General features: G+C 73.3%; 22 protein-coding genes. 12 read left to right on the top strand and 10 right to left on the bottom strand.

Annotated features, from left to right (window positions below; all coding sequences use genetic code 11):
- Positions 1 to 36: 36 nt before the first annotated feature.
- From ACNJ93_RS06935 to ACNJ93_RS06915, 5 genes are all read right to left on the bottom strand, one after another.
- Positions 37 to 1,269, bottom strand: a complete 1,233-nt coding sequence (locus tag ACNJ93_RS06935) for a branched-chain amino acid ABC transporter substrate-binding protein (protein ID WP_418956449.1) — start codon at positions 1,267 to 1,269, stop codon at positions 37 to 39.
- Positions 1,270 to 1,707: 438 nt separating this feature from the next.
- A complete protein-coding gene (locus ACNJ93_RS06930; protein ID WP_418956448.1) occupies positions 1,708 to 2,184 on the bottom strand; it encodes a hypothetical protein in 477 nt (158 codons plus the stop codon).
- Between the two features lie 68 nt (positions 2,185 to 2,252).
- Entirely contained in the window at positions 2,253 to 3,140 is an 888-nt protein-coding gene (locus tag ACNJ93_RS06925) for a trypsin-like serine protease (RefSeq protein WP_418956447.1), read from the bottom strand.
- Between the two features lie 341 nt (positions 3,141 to 3,481).
- Positions 3,482 to 3,973: a PaaI family thioesterase gene (locus tag ACNJ93_RS06920; RefSeq protein ID WP_418956446.1), complete on the bottom strand. Its 492-nt coding sequence runs from the start codon at positions 3,971 to 3,973 to the stop codon at positions 3,482 to 3,484.
- An 88-nt stretch (positions 3,974 to 4,061) separates the two neighbouring features.
- A complete protein-coding gene (locus ACNJ93_RS06915; protein ID WP_418956445.1) occupies positions 4,062 to 6,344 on the bottom strand; it encodes an FdhF/YdeP family oxidoreductase in 2,283 nt (760 codons plus the stop codon).
- Positions 6,345 to 6,567: 223 nt separating this feature from the next.
- Between ACNJ93_RS06915 and polA the strand changes: the two genes are divergently transcribed.
- Complete coding sequence (gene polA / locus ACNJ93_RS06910) at positions 6,568 to 9,288, top strand: DNA polymerase I (protein ID WP_418956444.1); 2,721 nt, start codon at positions 6,568 to 6,570, stop codon at positions 9,286 to 9,288.
- 9 nt (positions 9,289 to 9,297) lie between these two features.
- On the opposite strand, the gene ACNJ93_RS06905 is transcribed toward polA, so the two are convergent.
- On the bottom strand, positions 9,298 to 10,170 hold the full coding sequence (locus ACNJ93_RS06905) for a DUF4184 family protein (RefSeq protein ID WP_418961335.1): 873 nt from the start codon (positions 10,168 to 10,170) through the stop codon (positions 9,298 to 9,300).
- Positions 10,171 to 10,378: 208 nt separating this feature from the next.
- Between ACNJ93_RS06905 and ACNJ93_RS06900 the strand changes: the two genes are divergently transcribed.
- From ACNJ93_RS06900 to ACNJ93_RS06890, 3 genes are all read left to right on the top strand, one after another.
- Positions 10,379 to 12,112 (top strand): lytic murein transglycosylase, encoded by a 1,734-nt coding sequence (locus ACNJ93_RS06900; RefSeq protein ID WP_418956443.1) that lies wholly within the window; start codon positions 10,379 to 10,381, stop codon positions 12,110 to 12,112.
- A 160-nt stretch (positions 12,113 to 12,272) separates the two neighbouring features.
- Positions 12,273 to 12,413, top strand: coding sequence for an SPW_0924 family protein (locus ACNJ93_RS06895; protein WP_418956442.1), 141 nt, complete (start codon positions 12,273 to 12,275; stop codon positions 12,411 to 12,413).
- A gap of 11 nt (positions 12,414 to 12,424) precedes the next feature.
- Entirely contained in the window at positions 12,425 to 13,387 is a 963-nt protein-coding gene (locus ACNJ93_RS06890; RefSeq protein WP_418956441.1) for a DUF3068 domain-containing protein, read from the top strand.
- Here ACNJ93_RS06890 and hrpB read toward each other — a convergent pair.
- On the bottom strand, positions 13,374 to 15,947 hold the full coding sequence (hrpB, locus tag ACNJ93_RS06885; protein WP_418956440.1) for an ATP-dependent helicase HrpB: 2,574 nt from the start codon (positions 15,945 to 15,947) through the stop codon (positions 13,374 to 13,376). The two genes, ACNJ93_RS06890 and hrpB, sit on opposite strands and share 14 nt — an antisense overlap.
- 105 nt (positions 15,948 to 16,052) lie before the next feature.
- Positions 16,053 to 16,907, bottom strand: coding sequence for a class I SAM-dependent methyltransferase (locus ACNJ93_RS06880; protein WP_418956439.1), 855 nt, complete (start codon positions 16,905 to 16,907; stop codon positions 16,053 to 16,055).
- Positions 16,908 to 17,255: 348 nt separating this feature from the next.
- Here ACNJ93_RS06880 and rpsA point away from each other — a divergent pair, with 348 nt between their 5' ends.
- The 4 genes from rpsA (at position 17,256) to ACNJ93_RS06860 (ending at position 21,009) form a co-directional block, all read left to right on the top strand.
- Positions 17,256 to 18,749 carry a 30S ribosomal protein S1 gene (rpsA, locus tag ACNJ93_RS06875; protein WP_031072721.1) on the top strand — a complete coding sequence of 498 codons (1,494 nt, stop codon included), beginning with the start codon at positions 17,256 to 17,258 and terminating at the stop codon, positions 18,747 to 18,749.
- A gap of 193 nt (positions 18,750 to 18,942) precedes the next feature.
- On the top strand, positions 18,943 to 19,881 hold the full coding sequence (locus ACNJ93_RS06870) for a PAC2 family protein (RefSeq protein WP_418956438.1): 939 nt from the start codon (positions 18,943 to 18,945) through the stop codon (positions 19,879 to 19,881).
- A gap of 31 nt (positions 19,882 to 19,912) precedes the next feature.
- Positions 19,913 to 20,518 (top strand): dephospho-CoA kinase, encoded by a 606-nt coding sequence (gene coaE / locus ACNJ93_RS06865; protein ID WP_418956437.1) that lies wholly within the window; start codon positions 19,913 to 19,915, stop codon positions 20,516 to 20,518.
- A 122-nt stretch (positions 20,519 to 20,640) separates the two neighbouring features.
- Entirely contained in the window at positions 20,641 to 21,009 is a 369-nt protein-coding gene (locus tag ACNJ93_RS06860; protein WP_418956436.1) for a tetratricopeptide repeat protein, read from the top strand.
- Between the two features lie 88 nt (positions 21,010 to 21,097).
- Here ACNJ93_RS06860 and ACNJ93_RS06855 read toward each other — a convergent pair whose 3' ends face one another.
- Positions 21,098 to 21,370 (bottom strand): DUF6343 family protein, encoded by a 273-nt coding sequence (locus tag ACNJ93_RS06855; protein WP_418956435.1) that lies wholly within the window; start codon positions 21,368 to 21,370, stop codon positions 21,098 to 21,100.
- Between the two features lie 75 nt (positions 21,371 to 21,445).
- Here ACNJ93_RS06855 and ACNJ93_RS06850 point away from each other — a divergent pair, with 75 nt between their 5' ends.
- The 4 genes from ACNJ93_RS06850 to ACNJ93_RS06835 all read left to right on the top strand — a co-directional run bounded on the left by ACNJ93_RS06850 (position 21,446) and on the right by ACNJ93_RS06835 (position 25,583).
- Positions 21,446 to 22,594, top strand: a complete 1,149-nt coding sequence (locus ACNJ93_RS06850; RefSeq protein ID WP_418956434.1) for an ADP-ribosylglycohydrolase family protein — start codon at positions 21,446 to 21,448, stop codon at positions 22,592 to 22,594.
- Between the two features lie 94 nt (positions 22,595 to 22,688).
- On the top strand, positions 22,689 to 23,147 hold the full coding sequence (locus ACNJ93_RS06845) for a DoxX family protein (RefSeq protein WP_418956433.1): 459 nt from the start codon (positions 22,689 to 22,691) through the stop codon (positions 23,145 to 23,147).
- Positions 23,148 to 23,154: 7 nt separating this feature from the next.
- On the top strand, positions 23,155 to 24,054 hold the full coding sequence (locus ACNJ93_RS06840; protein WP_418956432.1) for a helix-turn-helix domain-containing protein: 900 nt from the start codon (positions 23,155 to 23,157) through the stop codon (positions 24,052 to 24,054).
- A gap of 110 nt (positions 24,055 to 24,164) precedes the next feature.
- Positions 24,165 to 25,583 carry an alpha/beta fold hydrolase gene (locus ACNJ93_RS06835; RefSeq protein ID WP_418956431.1) on the top strand — a complete coding sequence of 473 codons (1,419 nt, stop codon included), beginning with the start codon at positions 24,165 to 24,167 and terminating at the stop codon, positions 25,581 to 25,583.
- Positions 25,584 to 25,667: 84 nt separating this feature from the next.
- On the opposite strand, the gene ACNJ93_RS06830 is transcribed toward ACNJ93_RS06835, so the two are convergent.
- Positions 25,668 to 26,000 (bottom strand): hypothetical protein, encoded by a 333-nt coding sequence (locus ACNJ93_RS06830; RefSeq protein ID WP_418956430.1) that lies wholly within the window; start codon positions 25,998 to 26,000, stop codon positions 25,668 to 25,670.
- Positions 26,001 to 26,305: the final 305 nt, after the last annotated feature.

The raw sequence follows: 26,305 nt of genomic DNA, 5'->3' as shown, positions 1-26,305 counted from the left end.
CTTGGATCAAGTGGTGCGGGGCTGTGCTGTGGTGGGTCAGTCCTTGAAGGTCTCGGACTTCACGTCGACCCAGGCGCCGTTCTTGACCTGGTAGACGGTGAGCTGCTTGTTGGTCGTGTCGCCGTACTCGTCGAAGGAGACCTTGCCGGTCACGCCCTCGAAGGAGACCTTGGACATGGCCTCGGTGACCTTGGCGCGGGCGTCCTCGGGGAGCTTGCCGTTGTTGGCGGCGACGACGGCCTTGACGGCCTGGATGATGGACCAGGCGGCGTCGTAGGAGTAGCCGCCGTAGGCCGCGTACGCGTCCTTGTAGCCGGCCGCCTTGTAGTCGTCGATGAACTTCTTGGCGGTCGGGAGCTTCTCGACCGGGTAGCCGACCGAGGTGGCCAGGTCACCGTCGTTGGCCTCGCCGGACGCCTTGATGAACTCCGGGTCGTAGATGCCGTCGCCGCCCATGGTGGGGATCTTGGCGCCGGCCTTCTTGACCTGGTCGGAGAGCAGGCCGCCCTCGGGGTACTGGCCACCGAAGTAGACGGAGTCGGCGCCCGAGGCCTTGATCTTGTTGGCGGTGGAGGAGAAGTCGGTCTCCTTCACGGTCACGGAGTCGGTGTCGACGACCGTGCCGCCGAGGCGCTTGAACTCCTCGGAGAAGATCGCGGCGAGGCCGGCGCCGTAGGTCTGCTTGTCGTTGACGACGAAGACCTTGCGCTTCTTGGCGTCGTTGTACAGGTAGTTCGCGGCGAACTTGCCCTGGACGACGTCGGTGGTGGCGGTGCGGAAGTACGTCTTGAACGGACGCTTCTTCTCGCCCTTGCCCCAGTTGTCGCCCTGGGAGAGGGCCGGGTTCGTGTTGGCCGGGGAGACCTGGGTCAGGTTGGCCTTGTCGAAGTCCGCCTGCATGGACTGCGAGACGCCGGAGTTCAGCGGGCCGACGACGCCGAGGACGTCCTTCATGCCGACGAGCTTGGTGGCGTTGGCCTTGCCGGTGGCCGGGGTGGCCTGGTCGTCGAGGGCCTCGATCTTGAAGGTGACGCCCGGGACTTCCTTCGTCTTGTTGGCGGTCTGGACGGCCAGGTCGACGGAGTTCTTGATGCCCTGGCCCAGCGCGGACAGGGAGCCGGTGAGAGGAGCGTCGACGCCGATGACGACGGTCGTGCCGCCCCCGGCGTCGTTGCTGCCGCCCTTGTCGTCGCGCGAACCGCAGGCGGTGAGGGTGAGGGCTCCCGTGGTGAGCACGGTGGTGAGGACGAGCAACGAACGGTTGCGCACGATGAATCCTTTCCCTGGCGCGGCCCCCTCGAGCTGAGGTGGTGCCGTGTAGCTGGGGTAGCTAGAGGTGCCGTGTTTCAACGCCGGGCCGTACGGGGGTGTGGAACTGGGCCGTGCAGTGGACGCGCCCGGCGGCGCGGTGACTGGCCGTGACTCTAGGCGCAGCCGGCGAAGTCGGGGGAGCGCCCAGGTCAGGATGTGACTGTCTTGTTATGCCGACGGGGAGAGACGGTGCTCAGGGGGTGGGCAAACTGGGGTAAACCGGGCGGTTGCCGGGTGTTCACATGCTGAGAACGCCCAGTTCCGCTCAGGGGCTTGGGGAGATCATGCTCCTGACCAGGCCCCGGGGGGCGCGTCCGGATATCGGACATGCGCCCTTTCGTCACCGGACGGACGGGCGGGTGCCGGCGGCGGTCCCTCCGACCTGTCGAAGATCACTCAGGGTGACGGAACCGGGGTCGTCGAGGGGCCGGCCGGCGCGCCCGGTCCGGTAGGCGGTCTCCAGTTCTCGGAGCTTCCGGTCGCTCCGTTCGCCGCCGCGCACCGCCGGCGGACCTCCTCGTCGGCGAAGGCGCGGGCGGCGGCCCGCCCGTCGGTGCGTTCCTTCGCGCGGGCCGCGGCGAGCACCTCGTCGTGGATCACGAACTGCTCGTTCGACATGCCCTTCTGCTCCCAGTCGAGCCCGGCCCACGTGCTGCCGTCGAGGGCTTCCCCGACCCAGTACCCGACGAGGCCGGCGCAGAGGTCCGCGGGGGTGGTGGCCCGCGGGGGCGCGGTCCGGTCGCTTTCGCCGCCGCTGCTGCCGCTGCCGCCTTCGCCGCTGGTCGAGCAGGCGGTCAGGGCGCCGAGGGTCAGCGCGGCGGCCAGGGCCGCGCGCAGGGCGGCCCTGGCCGTGGTGTGCCGTGGGAGCCCCATGGGGGAACGCTAGGCGCTCCCCCGGGGATGCACAACCGGAGTACGTGTCAAGGGAGTTGGGTGGTGCGTCAGGGGAGCTGGACGAACGGCCGCAGGAAGTCGCGGGCGCCGGGGGTGTCGAGCCGGTACGTGACGTTCGTGGCGTAGCAGGGCGTGTCGCCGGTGATGGTGGTGGCGACCAGGGTCAGCCGGCCGTTCAGCACCGCGAAGTTCGGGCCGCCCGAATCGCCGTAGCAGGCACCGCCGTTGCCCTGCGGGGCGGTCATCGCGAGGCGGATCCAGGCGTCGTTGAGCGCGTCGAACGCGACCGGGGCCTTCATCCGGACGCCGCCGCCGGGGTGGGTGTGGCCGCCGGGACCGCGGCGGGCCTCCTGCGTGCCGTACCCGGCGACGGTGAAGGCGGTGTTCTTCAGGCCCTGCGGGCCGAGCGCCCCGAGCGCCCCCGCCGCGGGCAGCGCGGCCGGGGTGAACGACCAGCGGGCCTTGAGCTTCGCCGCGGGGAGCTCGATCACCGAGATGTCGTGGGTGTCGGAGGCCGGGCCGGGGTAGGCCGGGTGGTTGTGCGCGGTGCCCTCGACGGCGACGGCGCGGGCCACGGCGGCCGGGTCGCCGGGGTGCTCGGCGGCGGCCCGGTCGAGGGCGCCCTGCACGTCCTGGTCGAGGGAGACGTGGAACCTGACGTTCGCCGGCCAGTCGGTGGTGCAGTGCGCGGCGGTCAGGAAGGTGTCCGCGTCGATCATGGTGCCGGAGCAGACCCAGTCGACCCGGTCCGGGGTGGCCGGGTCGTCGTCGTTGTCCCAGGTGGCGACGAGGGCGCCGACCTCGGTGCGTTCGGGCGCGGGTGTCGCGTTGTACGAGTTGATCGCTGCGGACGGGATCGCGGTGGCGAGGACGGCAGCGCAGGCAGCGGCGGTGATCGCGGTGGCCGCGGCGGTGGCACGTCGTACGGCGGTCAAGAAGAACCCCTCGGTCGATGGGTGGATCGGGCGTGGTTCGGGTGTCCTCCTGTGGGGGGAGGGCGCCAGTGAATCCGCTGAGGGGTGGGAAGGGCAAGGGGTCGCGGGGATGCGGGAGTTGGCGGTGAGGCGGAGGTGACGGATTCCGCTTCCGGGCGGTGAGGGGCCGGGGCGGGGGCGGGGCCGGGCGTCCGGGGCGGGATGCGCGAAGCCCCCGGACGTCACCGTGGGTGACGTCGGGGGCGGAGGTCGACGGCTGCGGCCCGGGGCCGGGGCAGAGGCCCGGGCCGAGGCCCGCGGCCGGTCGGCCGGTCGGCCGGTCGGGCTCGGCCGGGGCTGGGTCAGGCCGAGGCGCCCGGCAGGTTCTCCGCGTCCTTCGGGGACACCTCGCGCAGCAGGCAGGTGAGCCGGGCGGTGCAGACCCGCTTGTCCGACTCGTCCGTGATCACGATCTCGTACGTCGCGGTCGACCGGCCCCGGTGCACGGGCGTGGCGACGCCCGTCACCAGGCCGCTGCGCACCCCGCGGTGGTGGGTGCAGTTCAGGTCCACGCCCACGGCGATCTTCGCGACCCCGCCGTGCAGCATGGAGCCGACGGAGCCCAGGGTCTCCGCCAGGACCGCGGACGCGCCGCCGTGCAGCAGCCCGTACGGCTGGGTGTTCCCCTCCACCGGCATCGTGCCGACGACCTTCTCCGCCGAGGCCTCGACGATCTGCACGCCCATCCGGTTGCCGAGGTGCCCGGCCGAGAAGAGGGCGGGAAGATCGACGCCCAGCGCGGCGTACTCGTCGATGACCTCCTGCGGGAACTTCACAGTCGTCTGCTCACCCATGGCCGGCTCCGTTCGTCGTTGGTCCCACGTGCTGTCGCAATGCTGTCGCGACGCCGTCGGGAGGCCGTCGCGATGCCTGAGCAAACGCTTAGGCGGAGCGTGATTGTTCCAGACGCACGATCACGGACTTGCTGGCGGGGGTGTTGCTGATGTCCGCGGTGGAGTCCAGCGGCACCAGGACATTGGTCTCCGGGTAGTACGCCGCGGCGCAGCCCCGGGCCGTCGGATAGTGCACCACCCGGAAACCGGGGGCCCGGCGCTCGACGCCGTCGTGCCACTCGCTCACCAGGTCCGTGTACGCCCCGTCCGCCAGGCCCAGCTCCGCCGCGTCCTCCGGGTGGACCAGGACCACCCGGCGGCCGCCCTTGATGCCGCGGTAGCGGTCGTCGAGCCCGTAGATCGTGGTGTTGTACTGGTCGTGCGAGCGCAGGGTCTGCAGCAGCAGCCGGCCCTCCGGGACCCGGGGGTACTCGACCGGGGCGGCCGTGAAGTTGGCCTTGCCGGTGGCGGTGGGGAAGCGGCGCTCGTCGCGCGGGGCGTGCGGCAGCGCGAAGCCGCCCGGGTTCGCGGCGAGGCGGGCGTTGAAGTCCTCGAAGCCCGGCACCACCCGGGCGATGCGGTCCCGGATCGTCGCGTAGTCCTTCTCGAACTCCTCCCACGGCGTCGCCGAGCCCTCGCCGAGCACCGCCCGCGCCATCCGGGCCACGATCGCCGGCTCGGAGAGCAGCTGCGGGCCCGCCGGGGGCAGATTGCCGCGCGAGGCGTGCACCAGGCCCATGGAGTCCTCGACCGTGACGAACTGCCGGCCGCTCGCCTGCACGTCGCGGTCGGTGCGGCCGAGCGTCGGCAGGATCAGCGCGCGGGCCCCGGTCACCACGTGCGAACGGTTCAGCTTCGTCGACACGTGGACGGTGAGCCGGGCGCGGCGCATCGCCGCCTCCGTCACCTCGGTGTCCGGCGTCGCCCCGACGAAGTTCCCGCCCATCGCGAAGAACACCTTCGCCTCGCCGTCGCGCAGCGCCTGGATCGAGCGCACCACGTCGTAGCCGTGGTGCCGCGGCGAGACGATGCCGAACTCCTTGTCCAGCGCGTCGAGGAACGCCGGCGCGGGCCGCTCGAAGATCCCCATCGTGCGGTCGCCCTGCACGTTGGAGTGGCCGCGCACCGGGCAGACGCCCGCGCCCGGCCGGCCGACGGCGCCGCGCAGCAGCAGAAGGTTCACCACCTCGCGGATCGTCGGCACGGAGTGCTTGTGCTGGGTGAGCCCCATGGCCCAGCAGACGATCGTCCGCTCCGAGGCCAGCACCATGTCCAGCAGCCGCTCGATCTCCGCCCGGGTCAGGCCGGTCGCGGTCAGCGTCTCGTCCCAGTCGGCCGTCCGGGCCGCGGCGGCGAACTCCTCGTAGCCGTGCGTGTGCTCACGGACGAACGCCTCGTCGACGGCGCCGTCCGTCTCCAGGACCAGCTTGTTCAGCAGCCGGAACAGGGCCTGGTCACCGCCGATGCGGATCTGCAGGAACAGATCGGCCAGCGCGGTGCCCTTCAGCATGCCGAGCGGGGTCTGCGGGTTCTTGAACCGCTCCAGACCGGCCTCCGGCAGCGGGTTCACCGAGACGATCCGCGCTCCGGCGGCCTTCGCCTTCTCCAGGGCGGAGAGCATCCGGGGATGGTTCGTGCCCGGGTTCTGCCCGGCGACGATGATCAGGTCCGCGCGGTGCAGGTCCTCCAGGGAGACGCTGCCCTTGCCGACGCCGAGCGTCTCGGTCAGCGCCGAGCCGGACGACTCGTGGCACATGTTGGAGCAGTCCGGCAGGTTGTTGGTGCCGAACTCGCGGGCGAACAGCTGCAGCAGGAACGCGGCCTCGTTACTGGTGCGGCCCGAGGTGTAGAAGAGCGCCTCGTCGGGGGAGTCGAGGCGGCGCAGTTCCTCGGCGATGACCGAGAAGGCGAACTCCCAGCTCACCGCCTCGTACCGGCGAGCCCCGTCGGCGAGGAACATCGGCTCGGTGATGCGGCCCTGCTGGCCGAGCCAGTACCCGCTGCGGTCCGCCAGCTCCGCCACCGTGTACCGGCGGAAGAAGTCCGGGGTGACGCGGCGCAGCGTCGCCTCCTCGGCGACCGCCTTCGCCCCGTTCTCGCAGAACTCCGCCATGTGCCGCTCGTCGCCCTCCGGCCAGGCGCAGCCGGGGCAGTCGAAGCCGCCCTTCTGGTTGACCTTGAGCAGGGTCCGCGCCGTGCGCGCGAGGCCCATCTGCTCCCGGGACATCCGCAGGGTGTGCGCGACGGCGGGCAGTCCGGCGGCGGCGTGCTGCGGCGCCGTGATTTCCGGCGCGTCCTGGACCGGGTCGCCTGCGGGCGGCTTGCTGACCATCGCGCTCTCCTTCGAGCGGTCGACGTGGGGCGTACGTTCCCGATCCTGTCACGGACCGCCGACAACGGGCCCCGCACGGTCGACGGGCTCCGCGCGGGCGGGGGCCGCACTGGTCCGCGGTCGCGGGCCGGCGCGGACCGCGGGCCGGGTCCGCATGGTCCGCGGGCCGGGTCCGCATGGTCCGCGGGCCGGGATTGTCAGTGGTCCGTGGGAGGATCCTTCCGTGGCCGAGACAGCATCGAAGAAGACCCAGAAGACCGAAGAGACCCGCCCGCGCCTGCTCCTCATGGACGGACATTCCCTGGCGTACCGGGCGTTCTTCGCGCTGCCCGCGGAGAACTTCACCACCGCGACGGGGCAGCCCACGAACGCGATCTACGGATTCGCCTCGATGCTGGCGAACACACTCCGCGACGAGGCGCCCACGCACTTCGCGGTCGCGTTCGACGTCTCGCGCAAGACCTGGCGCTCCACGGAGTTCCCCGAGTACAAGGCGAACCGCTCCAAGACCCCCGACGAGTTCAAGGGGCAGGTCGAGCTGATCGGCGAACTGCTCGACGCCATGAACGCCCCCCGCTTCGCGATCGACGGCTTCGAGGCCGACGACGTCATCGCCACGCTGGCCACGCAGGCCGAGGCGGCGGGCTTCGAGGTCCTGATCGTCACCGGCGACCGCGACTCCTTCCAGCTCATCTCGGACCACGTGACGGTCCTGTACCCCACCAAGGGAGTCTCCGAGCTGACCCGGTTCACCCCGGAGAAGGTCGTCGAGAAGTACGGGCTCACCCCCGCGCAGTACCCGGACTTCGCGGCCCTGCGCGGCGACCCGTCGGACAACCTGCCCGGCATCCCCGGCGTCGGCGAGAAGACCGCCGCGAAGTGGATCAACCAGTTCGGCTCCTTCGCCGAGCTGGTCGAGCGGGCCGACGAGGTCAAGGGCAAGGCCGGGCAGAACCTGCGCGACCACCTGGAGGCCGTGAAGCTCAACCGCGTGCTCACCGAGATGGTCCGCGACGTGGAGCTGCCCAGGACAGTGCAGGACCTGGAGCGCCTCCCGTACGACCGCACCGCCCTCGCGCTGGTCCTCGACACCCTGGAGATCCGCAACCCGTCGCTGCGCGAGCGACTGCTCGCCGTCGACCCGGGCGCGGCCGACGAGACGCCCGCCGCGCCGGCCCCCGGCCTGGAGCTGGACGCCACCGTCCTCGGCGCCGGCGAGCTGGCCCCGTGGCTGGCCGAGCACGGCACGCAGCCGCTGGGCGTGGCCACGGTCGACAGCTGGGCGCTCGGCACCGGCAACGTCAGCGAGATCGCCCTCGCCTCCGCCACGGGCGCCGCCGCCTGGTTCGACCCGAGCGAGCTGGACGAGGCCGACGAGCGCGCCTGGGCCGAGTGGATCGCCGACCCCGAGCGCCCCAAGGTGCTGCACAACGCCAAGGGCGCGATGCGGGTCTTCCCCGAGCACGGCTGGTCGGTCGCCGGCGTCACCATGGACACCGCGCTGGCCGCGTACCTGGTCAAGCCCGGCCGCCGCTCCTTCGCGCTGGACGCGCTGTCGGTCGAGTACCTGGGCCGCGAGCTCGCCCCGGCCGCCGCCGCGGACGGCCAGCTGGCCTTCGGCGCGGACGACACCGCCGAGGCCGAGGCCCTGATGGCGCAGGCACGGGCCGTGCTCGACCTCCGCGACGCCTTCGACGAGAAGCTCGGCGAGGTCGGCGCCCGCGAGCTGCTGCACGAGGTCGAACTGCCCACCTCGGCGCTCCTCGCCCGCCTGGAGCGGCACGGCATCGCCGCCGACCGCGACCACCTGGAGGCGATGGAGCAGCAGTTCGCCGGCGCGGTCCAGCAGGCGGTGAAGGAGGCGCACGCCTCGGTGGGGCACGAGTTCAACCTCGGCTCCCCGAAGCAGCTGCAGGAGGTCTTCTTCGGCGAGCTGAACCTGCCCAAGACCAAGAAGACCAAGACCGGCTACACCACCGACGCCGACGCGCTGGCCTGGCTGGCCGCCCAGACCGAGCACGAGCTGCCGGTGATCATGCTGCGCCACCGCGAGCAGGCCCGGCTCCGCTCCACCGTCGAGGGCCTGATCAAGACGATCGCCGCCGACGGCCGGATCCACACCACGTTCAGCCAGACCGTCGCCGCCACCGGCCGCCTGTCGTCCACCGACCCGAACCTGCAGAACGTGCCGGTGCGCACGGACGAGGGCCGCGCGATCCGGCACGGCTTCGTGGTCGGCGAGGGCTTCGAGGCCCTGATGACCGCCGACTACAGCCAGATCGAACTGCGCGTCATGGCCCATCTGTCGGAGGACGAGGGCCTGATCGAGGCGTTCAGCTCCGGCGAGGACCTGCACACCACGGTCGCCTCGCAGGTCTTCGCCGTCGAGCGGTCGGCGGTCGACGCCGAGATGCGGCGCAAGATCAAGGCCATGTCGTACGGCCTGGCGTACGGCCTGTCCGCCTTCGGTCTCTCGCAGCAGCTGGGCATCGAGCCCGCCGAGGCCCGCGGCCTGATGGACACGTACTTCGAGCGCTTCGGCGGGGTGCGCGACTATCTGCGCCGCGTCGTCGACGAGGCCCGGGCCACCGGCTACACCGAGACCATGCTCGGCCGCCGCCGCTACCTCCCGGACCTCAACAGCGACAACCGCCAGCGCCGCGAGGCGGCGGAGCGGATGGCGCTCAACGCGCCGATCCAGGGCACGGCCGCCGACATCGTGAAGGTCGCGATGCTCAACGTCGACCGTGCGCTGCGCGAGGCCGGCCTGGCCTCCCGGATGCTGCTCCAGGTCCACGACGAAATCGTGCTCGAACTCGCCCCCGGCGAGCGGGAGCGCGTCGAGGAGCTCGTCCGGCGCGAGATGTCCGGCGCCGTGGAGCTCCGTGCGCCGCTGGACGTCTCCGTGGGCGTCGGCCCGGACTGGGACTCCGCCGCCCACTGACGCCGGAGGTCAGTCGCCCGAGCGGGCGGCGGCGGTCACGGGGACCCGGTGCGCCGAGGGCGCGCCGGTGTCCGGGCCGCCGCCGCGCCGCCACCGCATCCGGACCGCCGCACCGTACAGCACCAGCCCGGCGGCCAGACCCGCGCCCGCGCCGAAGCAGGCCGTGGGGATGATGTCCAGCGGGGTGTCGACCCGGCCCCAGTACGCGTACCAGCGCAGGCAGCGGTGCACCACGCCCGCGGTCACGCACGCCCCGAGCAGTGCCCAGGCCGCCCACCGGCCGCGGCGGCTCAGCGCGGGGACGCCGCCCTCCGCGCGGGGCGCGCGCCGCAGACCGGTGCCGGCGAACCACAGCAGCACGACCGCCGCCACCGCCGAACTCCCGTACTGCAGATACGTGTAGACCGGGAAACCGGCCACCAGGTCGCCGAGGGCGGGAAAGGCCCGCGTGCCCCAGCGGTCCAGGTGCGTGAACGAGTCCCAGACCACGTGCGTCGCGGCACCGATCACCGCCGACACCGCGAACCACGCCGCCCGCGCCCACGGGCCGCCCCGCGCCCGGCCGCGCGGGGCGCCGCGGACGAAGCCCAGCACCCGCCCCCGCCACCGCCGCGGCAGCAGCGCCACCAGCGGCTCACGGACCATCAGCCACAGCCCCACCAGCGCCGCGGCGATCGCCACGTCGACGGTCAGCACGCCCCACGGCGCGTGGGTGACGTCGCCGAACGGCATCGCCGCGGGGTGCACGCTCGCCGCGTAATAGGTCATGTCGGGCGCGAACGAACCCGCCACCAGCGCCGACGGCACCAACGGCCCCCGACCCGAGCCGTCCCGCCGGATGCCCGGCAGTACGGCGGCGGCATGGCTGAGCGTGAACGGCATGCGCAGGTCCCCCTCCTGTCCTTCCCGGGCGGTCCGGGAGGCGTCGCCCAGTATGCGCGACACCAGGCTCCGGCCATCGGACGAGCAAGGGGTGACGAAAGCGTGAAAAGCGGTCAGACACCGGTGTGCGGCCGCCCCCGGGTGCCGTAGGGTCGCCTGAGGTCCGCGCGCGGGGAGCGCGAGTCGACAGGGGAGGGAACCCATACCTATGGCAGCGCATTTCGGCCGCCGGCTCCGCAAGGGTGCCACGACCACCGCGATAGCCGCCGCGGCAGTGGCCGCACTCTCCGCCTCGCAGGGGCCCGGGGCGATACCGCCGCCCTCCGACACCGCGAGCGGGGACACCCCCCTCGGCTCCGGTGACGCGAGCACCCCTCCGGGCGGCTCCGCCACCGGCGACTCGCCGTACTACACCGACCTGCCGCCCCTCAACACCCCGAACGCGCCCGGCACTTCGCCGGAGATCCCGATCATCGCCGGCCCCGCCGAGGCCGGCATACCCGCGACCGTCCTCGCCGCCTACAAGCGGGCCGAGAGCTCGCTGCAGTCCTCCGACCCCGGCTGCCACCTCCCCTGGCAGCTGCTCGCCGGCATCGGCAAGGTCGAGTCCGGGCAGGCGCGCGGCGGCCGCGTCGACGCCAACGGCACCACCCTCTCGCCCATCCTGGGCCCCGTCCTCAACGGCGTCGGCTTCGCCAACATCAGCGACACCGACGACGGCGCCTACGACGGCGACACCACGCACGACCGGGCCGTCGGCCCGATGCAGTTCATCCCGTCCACGTGGAAGGACTGGGGCCGCGACGCCAACGGCGACGGCCGCAGGGACCCGAACAACATCTACGACGCCGCCCAGGCCGCGGCGCTCTACCTCTGCGCCGCCGACCGCGACCTCGCGGTGAAGGCCGACCTCGACAAGGCGATCCTCAGCTACAACCGCTCGACGGAGTACCTCCACACGGTGCTCTCCTGGTTCGAGTACTACAAGCGCGGCAGCCACCAGGTCCCGGACGGCACCGGCGTGCTGCCGGGCGACCGCAGCGACACCCCGGACCGGGAGCTGCCGTCGCCCGGACCGACCCCGACGCCCAAGCCCCCGGCGGCCAAGCCGCCGGCCCCCAAGCCGACGCCCACGCCGAAGCCCCCGACGCCGCCGGCGAAGCCCACCCCGACGCCCACGCCGTCCGTGGTGCGCATCAAGGACAACGGCACCGGCACGCTCACCGCGACCGCCGGCACGCTGTTCTCCGAGCGTCCCGCCGTCGCCGCGGTCGACTCCGCGGGCAAGCCGGTCGCCGGGGTCTCCCTGAAGTTCGAGCTGGTCGGCGACACCGACGCCCGCTTCATTGGCGGCGCGACCTCGGCGACGCTGCGCACCGCGGCGAACGGCGTGGCCGTCGCGCCCGCCCTGCGGGCCGGCGAGAAGACCGGCACGTTCACCGTCAAGGTCACCGTCGTCGGCCGCAGTCTGGCCGCCGTCGAGTACCGCGCGACCGTCACCGCCCGCACCGCCGACACGCTCGCCCGCACCGACGACAAGGCCCTCACGGCCGTCGCCGGCGCGGAGTTCGCCGACGCACTCCAGGTCAAGGCCACCCTCGACGGCGCGGCCGCCTCCGGCGTGGGCCTCACCGCCACCCTGATCACCTCGGCGGAGGACACCCGGCCCCGGGACAGCGGCCCGTACTTCAAGGACGCCGACGGCAACCCGGTCCGCACCCTCACCGGCCTGAAGACCGACGCCGACGGCCTGCTCACGCTGCCGAAGCTCTACGCCGACGACCGGACCGGCACCTTCCTGCTGCGCCTGACCGCGCCCGGCGGCGGCACCCTCACCGTCGAGCTCCTGGTCACCGCTCCGGCCCCGGCGCCCTCCGAGTCCCCGTCGGAGACGCCGACCACGACCCCGTCGGAGAGCCCCTCGGCCACCCCGGCCCCCTGACGGAGCGGGGGCGTCCACGCCTCCGTCACCTCCGGCCTCCCTCGCGCCCCTGCGTCCGCACCCGGACGGAGGGGCGCGAGCTGTTCTCATCTCACCGCCGCGTTGCTACGGTGCCCCAGCCCACCTGACGCTGCATCAGATCGAGCACCGGGAGGCCGACTTGCGCGCCCTCGCAGCCGCCGCCATCGGACTGGCCCCAGTCCTCCTGTTCGTGCTGCTCGTCGCCCTCGTCGAGCTGCCGCCCGAGGGCCCCACCTCGCCCCGGCCCCTGCTCACCGCCGACCCCGGCCCCAAGAAGTAGGGGAGCCCTCCATGCGCCGCCCCGCCGGCCTCGTCCTGCTCGCCGTCGCCGTCTTCCTCGCCGCGATGGCCCCCACCCTGCGCTGGTACGCCTTCCCGAGGCTCGCCAAGATCCCCTCGAACCAGTACCAGGAGATGGTCCTGGAGGCGAAGCCGGCGACCCTGCTCAACTACTCGACGCTCGACGCCGAACAGGTCGAGAAGATCACCATCGTGCAGACCCTCAAGGGCAACGTCGAGGAGTCCCGCCGCATCGAGCGCGACGCCGGCCGTGACGTCGTCGTCTGGGACGCGCTCTCCCACGTGATGGGACCCGACGGGAAGATGGTCTCCCAGATCCCCGAGCGGTACATCTTCGACGCCCACAGCCAGGACCCCGTCAACGCCACCGGCGAGATGGTCGACGGCGACCCGGTCCGCCGCCAGGGCATCGAGTTCAAGTGGCCCTTCCTCACCGAGAAGCGGGACTACCAGTACTTCGACGCCCAGACCCGCACCTCCGCCCCCATCCGCTACAAGGGCACCCGCGACTTCCGCGGCCTGGAGGTCTACTACTTCGAGCAGACCATCCCCTGGACCAAGGTCCCCATGCCGAAGAAGATGCCGGTCCAGGGGATCACCCCGCAGCTCGTCGAGAGCACCGGCATGACCCGCTGGTACACCACGAAGCGGATGTTCTGGGTCGAGCCCGTCACCGGCGCCCCCGTCAACGGCGAGGAGATCCACACGGAGGAGATGCGCAACGCCGAGAAACTCATGGGCAAGCCCAAGGTGACCGCGTTCTCCGGCCATGTGAAGATCCGCGAGGACTATCTCGACGCCACGGTCGAGCTGGTGAAGTCCAACCGTCTGACGGTGCTCCTGCTGGTCTCCTATCTGCCGTGGAGCTTCACGGTCATGGCGCTGCTCCTGTTCGCCCTGGCCCTCTGGCTGGAGGCCAGGGGCCGCCGCCCCGACGTCCTCACTCCCTCCTGAGCCGCGCGTTGGTGTGACGGGTCGCGGTCGCCGACGCCGGGTCCTCCGGCCACGGGTGCTTCGGATAGCGCCCGCGCAGCTCCGCCCGCACCGCCCGGTAGCCGTCCCGCCAGAACGAGGCCAGGTCCGAGGTCACCGCCGCCGGCCGGCCCGCGGGGGAGAGCAGATGCACCAGCACCGGGACCCCCGCCACCCGCGGGGTCTCCGTCAGCCCGAACAGCTCCTGCAGCTTCACCGCCAGGACCGGCCGCTCGCCGGCGTAGTCCACCCGTATCCGCGAGCCGCTCGGCACCTCGATCCGCTCCGGGGCCAGCTCGTCCAGGCGCGTCGCCTCGCCCGACGCCCACGGCAGCAGCCGCCGCAGCGCCTCGCCCGCGGGTATCCGCCCCAGGTCCGCCCGCCGCCGGGCCCGCGACAGCTCCGGTTCCAGCCAGTCGTCGACCCGCGCCAGCAGCGCCGCGTCCGACACGTCCGGCCACGCCCCGCCGGCCTCGCGGTGCAGGAACGCCAGCCGCTCCCGCAGTTCCCGCGCCTCCCGGCTCCACCCGAGCAGCCCCAGCCCCTCGCGCTCCAGCCCGTCGAGCAGCGCCCGCCGCACGAGCCCGGGGTCGGCGTCCCCGCCCAGCGGCCGCACCGCCAGCTCCACGGCCCCCAGCCGCTCCACCGACCGGGCCACCACGTCCCCGTCCTCCCAGCGCACCTCCTCGCCCGAGGTCAGCAGATGCCCCGCCGCCGCCCGGGCCGCGGCCTCGTCGACCACCGCCGCCAGCCGCACCCGGGCCGTCGTGCTCCGCGCCGTCCGGTCCGCCACCGCGACCGCCAGCCACGGCGAGGCGCGCAGCCGCGACGCCTCCGCCAGTTCCGCCCCGCCGCCCGACACCATCAGGTACCCGCCCTGCTCCCGCGCCCTGGCCACCCGCTCCGGAAACGCCAGCGCCGTCACCAGCCCCGCCACCGCGTCGTCGCTCCCCTCGGCCGGTTCCGCGCCGCCCGGGTTCGCCCCCGCTCCGGTGCCGGTGCCCTCGTTCGCCTCGCGCAGCGACCGCTCCAGGCGTCGCGCCTCCGTCTTCCAGCGGGCTCCGTACGCGTCGCCGCCCCGCCGCGCCTCTCGCCAGGCGGCCGCCAGATCGTCCCCGTACTCCCGCGGCGGTTCCTCGCTCAGCAGCGCCACCACCTCCGCCGCCCGCCCCGCGCCCACCTCCGGCGCGCTGTCCAGCAGCGCCCGCGCCAGCCGCGGGTGCAGCCCCAGGCGAGACATCCGCAGGCCCCGCTCCGTGGCCCGCCCCGCCGCGTCCACCGCGCCGACCGCGGCGAGCACGGAACGCGCCGCGGCCATCGCCCCTGCCGGCGGCGCGTCCAGGAGCGCCAGACCGGCCGCCGTCGGATCGCCCCAGCAGGCCGCGCGCAGCGCGAAGTCCGCCAGGTCCGCCGTCGCGATCTCGGGGGAGGGGAACCGGGCCTGCCGCGCGTCCTCGACCGGCGACCAGCAGCGGTACACCGTCCCGAAGCCCTCCCGGCCCGCCCGCCCCAGCCTCTGCGTCGCCACCGCCTGCGACACCGTCACCGTCGCCAGCGAGCTCAGCCCCCGCGCGTGGTCCGTGCGCGGCTCCCGCGCCAGCCCGGAGTCCACCACGATCCGCACGCCCGGCACGGTCAGGCTGGACTCCGCCACGGAGGTCGACAGCACCACCCTGCGCCGGCCGCCGGGCTCCGCGCCCCTCAGCACCGCGTCCTGCACCGCCGCCGGCGCCCGCCCGTGCAGCTGGAACACGTCGGCGTCGACGTCTGCCAGCAGCCCCGCCGTGCGGGCGATCTCCCCGACGCCGGGCAGGAAGCAGAGGACGTCCCCCTCGTGCCGCTCCATCGCCTCCCGCACCGTCGCCGCGATATGTCGCAGCAGCGCCGGGTCCACCCATGTGCCGTGCGCGGGCCTGACCCCGGCCGGCGGCGGGGCGAAGTGGACCGCGCAGCCGTGGATCTTCCCCGTGCCCTTCACGATCGGCGCCGGGCCCCCGCTCCCGTCCAGCATCGTGAGCAGATGCGCCCACGCCTCCGCGTCGCTGGTGGCCGAGGCGGCGATCAGCCGCAGCTCCGGCCGCAGGGCCGCCCGCACGTCGACGAGGAACGCCATCGCCGTGTCCGCGTCCAGATGACGCTCGTGGCACTCGTCGAGCAGCACGACGTCCACGCCCGACAGCTCCGGATCGCGCTGCAGCCGCTGCAGCAGCACGCCCGTGGTCACCACCTCGACGCGGGTCGCAGGTCCGGCCCGGCGCTCTCCGCGCACCGAGAAGCCGACCGCCTGGCCGACCTCCTGGCCCAGCAGCCAGGCCATCCGCCGCGCCGCCGCCCGCACCGCCATCCGGCGCGGCTCGGCGACCAGCACCCGCCGCTTGGGCCCTTCCCCTATGAGCCCGGCGAGCACGAGCGGCACCAGCGTGGTCTTGCCGGTGCCGGGAGGCGCGTACAGCACCGCCGTGCCGCGCTCCTCGAGCGCGCTCAGCAGCTCGGGGACGGCATGGCGGACGGGAAGACGGTCGAGTGCGTCGTTTCGGATCACGCACTCAGTTTCTTACCTCGCGCGAGTGGCGCGGGCCGGCTGTCCACAGGCCCGCGCCACTCGTATGACTAATGACGCCGCGAGCGCTGGCCCAGGCGCGCTCGCCTACGCGCCCGCCGGACCCCGCGCGTCCATCCGCTCGTCGTCCATCCGCTCGCAGACGAAGATCGCCGTCCCCGGGATCAGATTCCCCCGCAGCGGGGACCAGCCGCCCCACTCCTGGCTGTTCCACGCCGGCCACTCCGGCTCGACCAGGTCCACCAGCCGGAACCCGCCGGCGACCACGTCCCGGACCCGGTCGCCGATCGTCCGGTGGTGCTCGACGTACACCGCGCGCCCCGACGCGTCCTGCTCCACGTACGGCGTGCGGTCGAAGTACGAGGCGGCCACGCTCAGCCCCTCGGGCCCCGGCTCGTCCGGGAAGGCCCAGCGGATCGGATGGGTCACCGAGAACACCCAGCGCCCGCCCGGCCGCAGCACCCGCCGCACCTCGCGGAACACCCGCACCGGGTCCGCCACGAACGGCACCGCCCCGTACGCCGAGCACGCCAGGTCGAAGGCCCCGTCCCGGAACGGCAGCGCCCCCGCGTCGGCCTCCACGAGCGGCACCCCGCCGCCGATCCGCAGCGCGTGCTGGAGCTGCCGGTGCGAGAGGTCCAGCGCCACCGGGCGCGCGCCCTGCGCCGCGAGCCACCGCGAGCACTGCGCCGCGCCCGCGCCGATCTCCAGGACGTCGAGCCCCTTCAACGACTCCGCCGGGCCCAGCAGGCCCGCGTCCGCCTCGTCGAGCCCCTCCGGTCCCCAGACGAACCGGTCGTCGCCCAGGAACGCTCCGTGCTCGCTCTGGTACTCGTCGGCGTTCCGGTCCCACCAGCCCCGGCTGGCGCGGCTGCTCTCCGCATCGCCGGCGTCACGGCGGGTCGCCTCCGCGTCCTCGTACGGTCCGTGGTCTTGGTTCATCTCGCCCGTCGTTGTAGTTTGCGGTCCAGTGTCGGCCTGCCGACTCCACGGCCGCATGGCCTGGGGAGTCACAATTTGTGCCGGGTATGGGGCGAACTGCCCCGGCTGCGCGCTTCGCGCATTGACCGTGTCCGGCTGCCCCCGTATGCTAAAGGTTGCGCTGCGGGCCTGCGCGCCTCAGACGGAGCAGGCCGCGCTCGCATCTGTTGTATGCCCCCTCGGTTGTCGAGGCGCCACCCCCTCTCGGGGCGGGCGTTTCATTGGCTGTCCGGCTTCTGCAGAGGCGATACGGGCTCTCGGCGTAGCAGTACCTACGACTTCAATGTCCGTACCGGAGCCCTTTCCCACATGACGAGCAGCACCGAGACCACCGCCACCACCCCGCAGGTTGCGGTCAACGACATCGGTAACGAGGAAGCCTTCCTCGCCGCGATCGACGAGACGATCAAGTACTTCAACGACGGCGACATCGTCGACGGCGTCATCGTGAAGGTCGACCGGGACGAGGTCCTGCTCGACATCGGTTACAAGACCGAAGGTGTCATCCCGAGCCGCGAGCTCTCGATCAAGCACGACGTCGACCCGAACGAGGTCGTCAAGGTCGGCGACGAGATCGAGGCCCTGGTTCTCCAGAAGGAGGACAAGGAAGGCCGCCTGATCCTCTCGAAGAAGCGCGCCCAGTACGAGCGTGCCTGGGGCACCATCGAGAAGATCAAGGAAGAGGACGGCATCGTCACCGGTACCGTCATCGAGGTCGTCAAGGGTGGTCTCATCCTCGACATCGGCCTCCGCGGCTTCCTCCCGGCCTCCCTGGTCGAGATGCGCCGTGTCCGCGACCTCCAGCCCTACGTGGGCAAGGAGCTCGAGGCGAAGATCATCGAGCTGGACAAGAACCGCAACAACGTGGTCCTGTCCCGCCGTGCCTGGCTCGAGCAGACCCAGTCCGAGGTCCGCCAGACGTTCCTCACCACCCTGCAGAAGGGTCAGGTCCGCTCCGGCGTCGTGTCCTCGATCGTCAACTTCGGTGCCTTCGTGGACCTGGGTGGCGTCGACGGTCTCGTCCACGTCTCCGAGCTGTCCTGGAAGCACATCGACCACCCGTCCGAGGTCGTCGAGGTCGGCCAGGAGGTCACCGTCGAGGTTCTCGACGTGGACATGGACCGCGAGCGTGTCTCCCTGTCGCTGAAGGCGACGCAGGAGGACCCGTGGCAGCAGTTCGCCCGGACCCACCAGATCGGCCAGGTCGTCCCCGGCAAGGTCACCAAGCTGGTTCCGTTCGGTGCGTTCGTCCGCGTGGACGAGGGCATCGAGGGTCTGGTCCACATCTCCGAGCTGGCCGAGCGCCACGTGGAGATCCCGGAGCAGGTCGTCCAGGTCAACGACGAGATCTTCGTCAAGGTCATCGACATCGACCTCGAGCGCCGTCGCATCAGCCTCTCGCTGAAGCAGGCCAACGAGTCCTTCGGTGCCGACCCGGCCTCGGTCGAGTTCGACCCGACCCTGTACGGCATGGCCGCGTCCTACGACGACCAGGGCAACTACATCTACCCCGAGGGCTTCGACCCGGAGACCAACGACTGGCTGCCGGGCTACGAGGCCCAGCGCGAGGCGTGGGAGACCCAGTACGCCGAGGCGCAGCAGCGCTTCGAGCAGCACCAGGCCCAGGTCATCAAGTCCCGCGAGGCCGACGAGGCCGCCGCTGCCGAGGGTGGCGCCGCCGCTCCGGCCGCCGCGCCGACCGGTGGCTCCTACTCCTCGGAGTCGGACGACAACTCCGGCGCCCTGGCGTCGGACGAGGCCCTCGCCGCCCTGCGCGAGAAGCTGGCCGGCGGCCAGAGCTGAACAGGCTCTGCGCTAGCAGCCAGTAGCTAGCCGCTCGTACGGAGGCCCGCCCCCCGGTTCACCCCGGGAGGCGGGCCTTCGTCGTGCCCGCGGCGCGAAACTCCCGCGGACGGACTGGCGTATGCACGCCACGAGGGAATGCACCGACGGTGACCGGCGTTGACACGTACGGACACGAGGAGGAGCGGTAATCGTGGTTGATCCCCAGGATTTGTACGCGTGGGACCCGAAGGGCCTGGCCGTGGTCGACATGGCGCTGGCGCAGGAGTCGGCCGGACTGGTCATGCTCTACCACTTCGACGGATACATCGACGCGGGCGAGACGGGCGAGCAGATCGTCGACCGCATCCTCGACACCCTTCCGCACCAGGTCGTGGCCCGCTTCGACCACGACCGGCTGGTCGACTACCGGGCCCGCCGGCCCCTGCTGACCTTCCGCCGCGACCGGTGGACCGCCTACGAGACCCCCGCCATCGAGGTCCGCCTCGTCCAGGACGCCACCGGAGCGCCGTTCCTGCTGCTCTCCGGCCCCGAGCCGGACGTCGAATGGGAGCGGTTCGCCCTCGCCGTGCGTCAGGTCGTCGAGCGGCTCGGCGTCCGGCTCTCGGTGAACTTCCACGGCATCCCCATGGGCGTGCCGCACACCCGCCCCGTCGGCCTGACCCCGCACGGCAACCGCACGGACCTCATGCCCGGCCACCGCAGCCCCTTCGACGAGGCCCAGGTCCCCGGCAGCGCCGAGTCCCTGCTCGAGTTCCGGCTCACGGAGGCCGGACACGACACCCTCGGCGTCGCCGCCCACGTGCCGCACTACGTCGCGCGCTCGCCGTACCCCGACGCCGCGCTGACCGCCCTGGAGGCGATCACCGCCGCCACCGGCCTGGTGCTGCCCGGCGTCGCGCACGCCCTGCGCACCGAGGCGCAGCGCACCCAGACCGAGATCGAGCGCCAGATCGGCGAGGGCGACGAGGAGCTGACCGCCCTGGTCCAGGGCCTGGAGCACCAGTACGACGCCATGGCCGGGGCCGAGACCCGGGGCAACCTGGTCGCCGAGCCCGTCGACCTGCCCTCCGCGGACGAGATCGGCCGCGAGTTCGAGCGCTTCCTCGCGGAGCGGGAGGGCGAGATCTGAGGGCCGGACGCCCCTGGCTAAGCTGCCGCTCATGCTGAAGGTGGGCCTGACCGGTGGAATCGGCGCCGGCAAGAGCGAAGTGTCGCGGCTGCTCGTCTCGTACGGCGCCGTCCTGATCGACGCCGACAAGATCGCCCGGGAGGTCGTCGAGCCCGGCACCCCCGGGCTCGCGGCGATCGTCGAGGAGTTCGGCATGGACGTCCTCACCCCCGAGGGCGCCCTCGACCGGCCCCGCCTCGGCTCCCTGGTCTTCGCCGACCCCGAGCGGCTGGCCGCGCTGAACGCCATCGTGCACCCGCTGGTCGGAGCCCGCTCCGCCGAGCTGGAGCGGCTCGCCGGCCCCGACGACGTGGTCGTCCACGACGTGCCGCTGCTCACGGAGAACGGGCTCGCCCCGCTGTACGACGTCGTGGTCGTCGTCGACGCCTCTCCCGAGACCCAGCTCGACCGGCTCGTCCGGTACCGGGGCATGGACGAGACCGAGGCCCGCAACCGGATGGCCGCCCAGGCCGGCCGCGAGCAGCGGCGCGCCGTCGCCGACCTGGTCATCGACAACGACGGCCCCCTGGAGGCGCTGGAACCGCAGGTCCGCAAGGTGTGGGAGCAGCTGCGCGAGCGGGCCGCGGAAAGCCGGTAGCCGTCCGGCAGATCCTTTCGCGGCCGGCTGGGTAGGGAAACACCGGGCCGGCGCGCCGGTACGGCGTCGGAATACCGCTGTCCGGCCCGGTGTTGCACCACCCGAGCGAGGGAGGATCCAGCGTGGCCGAGCAGACACCGGAGACCCACGTCATCGCCTTCCGTGCGGCCGAGCAACTGCTCGACGCCCGGGACCCGCGCGGCGCGATCAAACTGCTCGATTCCGTGCTCGCCGCCCACCCCGAGAGCGGCGCCGCCCGCCTGCTGCGGGCCCGTGCCTACTTCGCCTCCGCGCAACTGCGCGCCGCCGAGCGCGAGTTCCAGCACATCGTGGACCAGGAGCCGGACAACGCCTTCGCGCACTTCGCGCTGGCCCGCACCTTCCAGCGGGCCGGGCGGGCCGAGCAGGCCACCCGGCACTTCCGGCTGGCCGCCGCGCTCGACCCGAAGCCCGAGTACCTGGAGGCGGCGGGCTTCGACGCGGCGGAATGACCGGCGCGACCGAACCGTCGCCACCCACCGCGGCCGCCCTGCGCCACCGCGGACGCCTCCGCGACCCACCGTTGCGGCCCGGCGGCGCTCAGCGCCGCCCGTCGCCGCCGTGGTCGGGCTCGTACGGGGGGACGTCGCGACCCGGCTGGTAATGCGGCCCCTGGCGCAGATGGCGCAGCACCATCGCCAGGTCGACGGCGACCACCACGAACAGCACCCCGCAGGCCGCCGCCCAGCCCGGCCGGTCGAGCAGCGCGAACACGACGGTGCCGAAGGCCGCCCACAGCAGACCCCATAGACTCAGCCACAACCGCATCCGCAGAGGACTGCGCGCGGTCGACGGCTCATTCCCGGTACGCATGACGTTCGCCTCTCCTACGGGAGAGGTACCCGCACCGTCGTGGTTCACCGGTACGGATCGAAACGGGGGCGGAACATGGGCGGCACGGCGCTGGACGGCACGGACTGGCAGCGGACGGCGGTGCGCCGCTCCCGGGTGCGCGGCTGCCTGCTGGGCGGCGCGATCGGCGACGCGCTCGGCAACCCGATCGAGTTCCTGTCCCTGGACGGCATCCGCCGCACGTACGGCGCACGCGGCGTCACCGGCATGGTGCCGGACGCCGAGGGGGTGACCGGCCGCGTCACCGACGATACGCAGATGACCCTGTTCACCGCCGAGGGTTTGATCCGGGCGCACGCACGAAGTGCCGCCAAGGGCATCGGCTGCGCGGAGACCGGCTGCGTCCAGCGCGCGTACCGGCGCTGGCTCGACACCCAGAACTACCCGGCCCCGCCGGCGCGCGGCGGCGACGACCCCGTCCGCACCGGCTGGCTGCGCACCCAGCCCTGGCTGTACGCGCGCCGGGCACCGGGCAACGCCTGTCTGACCGGCCTCGCGGCCGGGCACGTCCCCGACCCGTCCGGCGCGCCCGGGGAGCCCGGCCCGGTGAACCCTCAGTCCAAGGGCTGCGGCACCGTCATGCGGTCCGCGCCCTTCGGACTGACCGGCGACTCCCCGGAGCGGATGTTCGCGCTGGCCGCGGCGGCCTCCCGGATCACCCACGGCCACCCCACCGCCTCCCTGTCCGCGGGCGCCTTCGCCGTGATGATCGGCTACCTGCTGCAGGGCGAGTCCGGGCCGGCCGCGGTGCTGAGGGCGATGGAGCTGCTGCGCGGCCACGCCGGGCACGAGGAGACCACCGCGGCGCTCCGGAAGGCCGTCGACCTGGCGGGCGCGCCGGGCGCGCCGAGCGCCGAGCGGGTGGAGTCGCTGGGCGCGGCCTGGATCGCGGAGGAGGCGCTGGCCATCGCCGTGTACTGCTTCCTCGCGCCGACCGCCTCGGTCGCCGACGCCCTGCTGCTCTCGGTCAACCACTCCGGCGACAGCGACTCGACGGGCTCGCTCTGCGGCAACCTGCTCGGCGCCGCGTACGGCGACGTCGGACTCCCGCCGCAGTGGCTGATGCTGACGGAGGGCCGGACCGTGATCGCCGAACTCGCCGACGACTTCAGCCTGCAGTTCGAGCACGGCGCGATCGCGCCCGGGGTGCCGGTGCACTCCGCCGACCGCTACCCGGGGAACTGAACGAGTAAAAACCCCTGGGAAGCGATGAGTTCGGGCGGCTGGTGCCGTCTACCTCTGTGACAAGCGCACGAGACGCCGACACGAGGAGCCCCCCATGACCGCCCTGACCCCCGAGGCCGCCCCCGCCACCGACACCACCGCCGCTGACGCCACTTCAGGCGCGCGCCTGGGCCGCAAGGCCGACATCGCCGTCCGTGTCCTCCAGGTGCTGCTCGCCCTGTTCTTCGCGATCCCGAGCGCCGCGCCCAAGCTGGTCGGCCACTGGTCGGCGGCGGAGAGCTTCGACAGGATCGGCTGGGGCGACTGGTTCATGTACACGGTCGGCGGTCTGGAGCTGGCCGGCGCGATCGCCCTGGTGATCCCCATCCTGTCCGGCGCGGCGGCGACGGCCCTGATCGGCCTGATGGCCGGCGCGTTCGTCTTCACGCTGACCTTCTTCGACGGGCAGTACGCGGCCACCCCGGTGATTTTCGCCGTGCTGCTGGCCGTGGTCGCCTGGACCCGCCGCGGGCAGAACGCCCGCCTGTTCGCCCTGCTGCTGCGCCGGGCATGACAACCCCGTGGAGGGGACCGACGGAAGCCCGGGAAGCGCGCGCGGAACGGCCGAGCTGCTGCGCAGCGAAGCCGTCCGCCGGCGGCGCGGCGCGATGTGCGGGCGCTTCGAGGCCGCCGGGCTCACGGTCGTCGACATCCTGTGCTGCGAGGACCGCCCGTCGTTCGTCGGGCCTGGGCGACAGGAGCACTACAGCGTGGTGCTCACCCGCTCGGGCGGGTATCTGCGGGAGGTGGCCGGCGAGGAGTTCTTCGTCGACGCCACCGGCGGCTATCTGACCAGGCCGGGCGACGAACACCGGGTCGCCCATCCCGCGGGGGCCGGCGACCGGTCCACCGAGATCCGCATCGGCCCGCAGCTCTACGCCGACCGCTTCGACGGCGCCGTCCCCACGCGCCGGCTCGCCGTCACCGCCTCCGCCGATCTGCGGCACCGCACCCTGCTGGCGGCCGCGCGGCGCGGTGCGGAGACCTTCGAACTGGCCGAGCGCATCCACCTGTTGCTCGACGACCTCGCCGCCACGGCGGGCCACTGGAACCCCGACAGCCCCGCGCGCCGCAGCACCGAGCGCGTCCACCGGCGACTCGTCCGCGACACCTGCGCCGTGCTGGCCGGCGGCGTCCCGGCGCTTCTGCTGCCGCTGGAGGACCTGGCCCGTGTCGTCGGCGTCTCGCCGCACCACCTCAGCCGCGTCTTCCGCGCCGTCACCGGCACCACGCTGACGCGCTACCGCAACGAACTCAGGGTCCGTGGAGTGCTGCACGCCCTGGAGGAGGGCGCGGACGGCCTGCGGACGCTGGCGGCCGCGTACGGCTTCGCCGACCAGGCGCATCTGACGCGGACCTGCCGCGCCCATACGGGTCAGGTGCCCAGCGCCGTACGGCGACTTCTCTCCGATCGCGCATGAATCTTCAACGCCGCAGAAGGGGACCGGCCGCACGATGTCGGTGATCCGGGCGGCGGCCCGCCGGCGGATCGGACCGAGGACTTCCGAAGCTTCGACGGGGGACACCGACGATGACCCTGTTCACCCGCGCCGGTGCGGCGCTGGCGACCTTACTGACCGCCGCCCTGTGCGTCGGCTCCGCGCCCGCCGGCGCCGCCGGGACCTCCGGCGCGCCGACCGCCACGGCCACCACGGCTGTACCGGCCGCCACGGCCGCGCCCGGGCTGACGGACCACCGGCCCTGCCCGGGGCAGCCCGACGTGACCTGTGCCGACCTGACCGTGCCGCTCGACCGCGCCGGCGCGAAGCCCGGCACGCTCAAGCTGCGCACCGCCCTCTTCGGCGCGGCCGACGCGCCCCGGGGCACGCTGCTGTTCCTCACCGGCGGCCCCGGCCAGCCGGGCGTGCCGTACGTGGCGCGGATGCGGGAACGGCTGCCCAGGGCGCTCGCCGAGTACCGCCTGGTGATGATCGATCAGCGCGGCACGGGGACCGGGGCGATCGACTGCCCGGATCTGCAGAAGCAGGTGGGCAGCAGCGACACCATCGCCCCCACACCGGACGCGGTGCGCGCCTGCGCCGAACTGCTCGGCGAGGACCGGAACTTCTACACCACCGCCGACACCGTGGCCGACCTGGAGGACCTGCGCCGGGCGCTGCGGCTGTCGTCCTGGACCCTGGACGGCGTCTCGTACGGCACCTTCACGGCCGCGCAGTACGCGCTGCGTCACCCCGACCGGGTGCGCCGGCTCGTCCTGGACTCGGTCGTCCCGCTGAACGGCGCGGGGGTCCTCTACGAGGACGCGATGGGCCACGCCGGGTGGGTGCTGCGCACCGCCTGCCGGGAACAGCGCTGCGGCTTCGACCCGGCGAAGGACCTCGCTCGGGTCGTCCGGCGCGACGGCAACGGCGTCGGCGTCTTCAACCTGCTGGCGATCGCCAGCATCATCGACCCGAAGCTCGCCGACCCCCGGTTCGGCATCCTGGACGCGCTGCACGCCTCCGCGGGCGGCGACCGCGGCCCGCTGGACCGGCTGGTCGCCGGGTTCGCCGACCCGGGCGGCGAACCGGCCGGGTCCTTCAGCGCGGGTCTGCACGCGGCCACCCTGTGCGCCGACTCGGCCTGGCCCTGGGGCGACTCGGCCGCGCCGCCCGCCGGACGCGAGAAGGCCCTGGCGCGGGCGGTCCGGGCGATCCGGCCCGCCGACGTGTGGCCGTTCCAGCGGGAGACCGCGGGCGCCCAGGGCATCCCGCGGACCTGTCTGCCGTGGCCGTCCTCCCGGCCGCTGCCCGCGGCGCCGGACCGGCCGCTGTCCATGCCCGTCCTGCTGCTGGCCGGCGACCGCGACCTGTCGACGCCGGTGAAGTGGGCCCGCCAGGTCGCCGCGGCCACCCCGCACGCCGAACTCGTCGTCCTGCCCGGCGGCGGGCACTCCACGCAGAGCCGGGGGGACGGCGCCCGCGCGGCCCAGGACTTCCTGCTCAGGTAGCGGGAGGCCGCACGGCGACGGCGCGCCGCGCCCGGGACGGGGGTCCGGGCGCGGCGCGCCGTCGTGCGCCGGGAGCCGCCCGCGTCAGTGGACGACGGTGTAGCTGCGCCACGGCAGGGTGCCCGGCACGACCGAGTTGCCGCTGTTGCTCGGCACGTACGTCGAGGGTCCGCGGCAGTCCCGCGTCGGGTACAGGACGACGTCGACGAGCGTCTCGTTCTCGATCCGCGTCGCGCCCGCCGGAGCGAGCCGGTGGCAGCCCTTGACCGAGGGGCTGGTCACCGTGACCTCCACCTCGTGCCCGGTCTCGTACGTGATCGTGCCCACGGCGCTGCGGCCGAGGCCGGAGCAGCCCGCGACGGCGAGGGGCAGGAGCGCGGCCGCGGCGGCGAGGCCGAGGCGCCGGTGAGCAGACATGGCGGATCCTCGTCTGTGTGCTGGGTCCGGGACGATCCGGACTCCAGGCCACCATGCCCCGCCCCGAGAAACCTGTCACCCGCTGCTCCGCCGCCCGGGCGACGGCCCGCCGGGGGCCACCGGGCTACGTCGTGCGGGCCCCGCGCGGCTAGCGCCGCGCCGGGCCGCCGGGGCCACGCCGCGCCCGAGCCACGCCACGCCGGACCACACCCGCCCGCCCGGTTGGGCCGTGCCGGCCGCGGGGCTACCGCCGGACCGGGCCGTCGACGCCTCGCCGCGCCCGGCCGCCGGTGCACGCCTGCCGG

It is taken from the genome of Streptomyces tritici (assembly GCF_048500665.1).
In the GTDB taxonomy this organism is placed as follows: Bacteria; Actinomycetota; Actinomycetes; order Streptomycetales; family Streptomycetaceae; genus Streptomyces; species Streptomyces tritici.
The sequence above is the reverse complement of the archived record's forward strand: the minus strand, read 5'-3'. Positions and strand labels throughout refer to the sequence as shown.

Coding starts and splice junctions, on each gene's coding strand:
- ACNJ93_RS06930 (WP_418956448.1), bottom strand. CDS start 2,184: ATGGGGCTCCCACGGCACACCACGGCCAGGGCCGCCCTGCGCGCGGCC.
- ACNJ93_RS06915 (WP_418956445.1), bottom strand. CDS start 6,344: ATGGTCAGCAAGCCGCCCGCAGGCGACCCGGTCCAGGACGCGCCGGAA.
- rpsA (WP_031072721.1), top strand. CDS start 17,256: ATGACGAGCAGCACCGAGACCACCGCCACCACCCCGCAGGTTGCGGTC.
- ACNJ93_RS06830 (WP_418956430.1), bottom strand. CDS start 26,000: ATGTCTGCTCACCGGCGCCTCGGCCTCGCCGCCGCGGCCGCGCTCCTG.
- ACNJ93_RS06905 (WP_418961335.1), bottom strand. CDS start 10,170: ATGCCGTTCACGCTCAGCCATGCCGCCGCCGTACTGCCGGGCATCCGG.
- ACNJ93_RS06880 (WP_418956439.1), bottom strand. CDS start 16,907: ATGAACCAAGACCACGGACCGTACGAGGACGCGGAGGCGACCCGCCGT.
- ACNJ93_RS06890 (WP_418956441.1), top strand. CDS start 12,425: ATGCGCCGCCCCGCCGGCCTCGTCCTGCTCGCCGTCGCCGTCTTCCTC.
- ACNJ93_RS06835 (WP_418956431.1), top strand. CDS start 24,165: ATGACCCTGTTCACCCGCGCCGGTGCGGCGCTGGCGACCTTACTGACC.
- ACNJ93_RS06855 (WP_418956435.1), bottom strand. CDS start 21,370: ATGCGTACCGGGAATGAGCCGTCGACCGCGCGCAGTCCTCTGCGGATG.
- ACNJ93_RS06850 (WP_418956434.1), top strand. CDS start 21,446: ATGGGCGGCACGGCGCTGGACGGCACGGACTGGCAGCGGACGGCGGTG.
- ACNJ93_RS06900 (WP_418956443.1), top strand. CDS start 10,379: ATGGCAGCGCATTTCGGCCGCCGGCTCCGCAAGGGTGCCACGACCACC.
- coaE (WP_418956437.1), top strand. CDS start 19,913: ATGCTGAAGGTGGGCCTGACCGGTGGAATCGGCGCCGGCAAGAGCGAA.
- ACNJ93_RS06845 (WP_418956433.1), top strand. CDS start 22,689: ATGACCGCCCTGACCCCCGAGGCCGCCCCCGCCACCGACACCACCGCC.
- ACNJ93_RS06920 (WP_418956446.1), bottom strand. CDS start 3,973: ATGGGTGAGCAGACGACTGTGAAGTTCCCGCAGGAGGTCATCGACGAG.